We start from the raw sequence: 1,881 nt of genomic DNA, 5'->3' as shown, positions 1-1,881 counted from the left end.
CGATCGCGGCATCAACGCCAATCCGGTGGAATACGAGTACGTGAAGCTCTGAGCACGGCGCGTTAGAATCGAGACCAGTCGGAGCGTAGCGCAGTCTGGTAGCGCATCTGGTTTGGGACCAGAGGGTCGTAGGTTCGAATCCTATCGCTCCGACCACCGAAGCCTTTGACGTCGTCAAAGGCTTTTGCACATGGCGGCGCCGGCGCGATTCGGGCGCCGCGCCAGCAGCCCGACACAGGAACCCATGGCGCAGAGCAGGCCCATCCACCTCCAAGGCCGACCGGTCGGCAGCGGCGCGTTTCCCCTGATCATCACGCCGCTGGTGGGCCGCACCGCGGCGGAGCTGATGGGTGAACTCGATGCCATCCTGCCGAAGCGCCCCGACATGCTCGAGTGGCGGGTCGATTTCTTCGAGGGAATCGCCGATGCCGACGCCGTGGTCGCGGCGGCGCGCGAGCTCAAGCGGCGTGCCGGCGCCGTTCCGATCCTGCTCACCCGCCGCAACAGCACCGAAGGCGGCCAGCCGGTGGCGATCCCGGAAGCGGCCGTGGTGGCGATGTACAGCCTCGCCTGCGAGGCGCGCTGCGTCGACCTGATCGACTACGAGTTGTCCAACGCGCCCGCCGACATCGGGCGGTTGCGCGAGGTGTCCGCCGCCAACGGTGTCGCCATGGTGATGTCGTACCACAACTTCGAGCGCACGCCGGACGCCGAAACGCTCGTCGGCCGGTTCGCGCACGCCGAGCGGCTGGGCGCCGACGTGGCGAAGGTGGCCGTGATGCCCAGGGATCCCCAGGACGTGCTGACGCTGCTCGGGGCGACCTACCAGGCGACGCAGGCGCTGCGGATCCCGGTGATCAGCATGTCCATGGGCGGCCTCGGCGCCGTCTCCCGCATGATGGGCTGGGTCTATGGCTCGGCGGCGACCTTCGCCGTCGGCAAGAGCAGCTCGGCGCCGGGCCAGCTCGCCATCGACGAGCTGCGGGCGACGCTCGACACCGTCCGGCGGGCGGTGAGGGGCCAGTGATCGGCCCGTTCGCCGCGGTCCGCGCAGCGCCTTCCACGCGCCAGCGATAATCGCCCGACTGCCCGTAGCTCAGTTGGATAGAGCAACAGCCTTCTAAGCTGTGGGTCGGGGGTTCGATTCCCTCCGGGCAGGCCAGCGACCTTTGCGCGCCGACATCCCTTTCCCGGACCTCCGCTCAGGAGCCGCCTTCCCCGGCCCGCCGGTACACGCGGAATCCCCGGACCGACGCGACCAGCTGGAAGCGTCCGAGTTCGCGCCGAAACGCCGGGTCGAGCGCGAGGTATTCCAGGAAGTCGAACGAGGGCGGCATGCCTTCCGGTGCGTTCTCGACGATCAGCACCCGCGGCGCCTGCCTGAGCATGTCCCTGACCACGATGGCGCGCAGGTAGGCTTCCAGTCGCCGGTCGCCGGCCAGGATCGAGGCCGACAACACCGCCATGGTCGGCAGGCTCAAGGCGGCGCCGACGCCGCGCTCGGTCACGAGCGGGTACGAGGCGCGCACCGTGTTCGACAGGATCATCACCGGCCCGCCGCCCAGGCGCTTGACCAGGGGCGAGAAGACCGCCGGCATCGGATTCTCCAGCGCGCCGCTGCGCGGGGCCGCCAGCAGCGAGAGCGTGCTCAGCGCCAGCACCGCCAAGCCGACGACCAGCGGCGCGCGATCGCCGGCCCGGCGCTGCAGCACCTGTGCCGCCGAGAGCCCGAACAGGACGGTGGCGAGCGCGGCCACCGGATACCAGTGGTAGCTCCACCCCTTGGCCTGCAGCAGCGCCGACGCCGCGAAACCAGCCGTGGCGGCGCACAGCACCTGCAACAGCGCCCGGGGCCCGGGACGTACCACCGCGGCAAACACG

Annotated in this window: 2 protein-coding genes and 2 tRNA genes; 3 read left to right on the top strand and 1 reads right to left on the bottom strand. The window is 70.1% G+C overall.

Annotated features, from left to right (window positions below; translation table 11 throughout):
• Positions 1 to 79: 79 nt before the first annotated feature.
• The 3 genes from VNT59_RS00200 (at position 80) to VNT59_RS00190 (ending at position 1,162) form a co-directional block, all read left to right on the top strand.
• Positions 80 to 156, top strand: a tRNA-Pro gene (locus tag VNT59_RS00200).
• Between the two features lie 88 nt (positions 157 to 244).
• Positions 245 to 1,027, top strand: a complete 783-nt coding sequence (aroD, locus tag VNT59_RS00195; protein WP_325495442.1) for a type I 3-dehydroquinate dehydratase — start codon at positions 245 to 247, stop codon at positions 1,025 to 1,027.
• A 58-nt stretch (positions 1,028 to 1,085) separates the two neighbouring features.
• Positions 1,086 to 1,162: transfer RNA gene (locus VNT59_RS00190), tRNA-Arg, on the top strand.
• 40 nt (positions 1,163 to 1,202) lie between these two features.
• Here VNT59_RS00190 and VNT59_RS00185 read toward each other — a convergent pair.
• A partial coding sequence (locus VNT59_RS00185; protein ID WP_325495440.1) for a hypothetical protein occupies positions 1,203 to 1,881 on the bottom strand: 679 nt, incomplete at its 5' end.

Origin of the sequence: Ramlibacter sp. (assembly GCF_035554825.1) — a bacterium.
Taxonomy (GTDB): domain Bacteria; phylum Pseudomonadota; class Gammaproteobacteria; order Burkholderiales; family Burkholderiaceae_C; genus Ramlibacter.
Note: the sequence above shows the minus strand (reverse complement) of the source record. Positions and strands in the feature narration are given on the sequence as shown.

What these genes read in the sequence shown, in the direction of transcription:
- aroD (WP_325495442.1), top strand. Translation starts at nt 245, where the DNA reads ATGGCGCAGAGCAGGCCCATCCACCTCCAAGGCCGACCGGTCGGCAGC.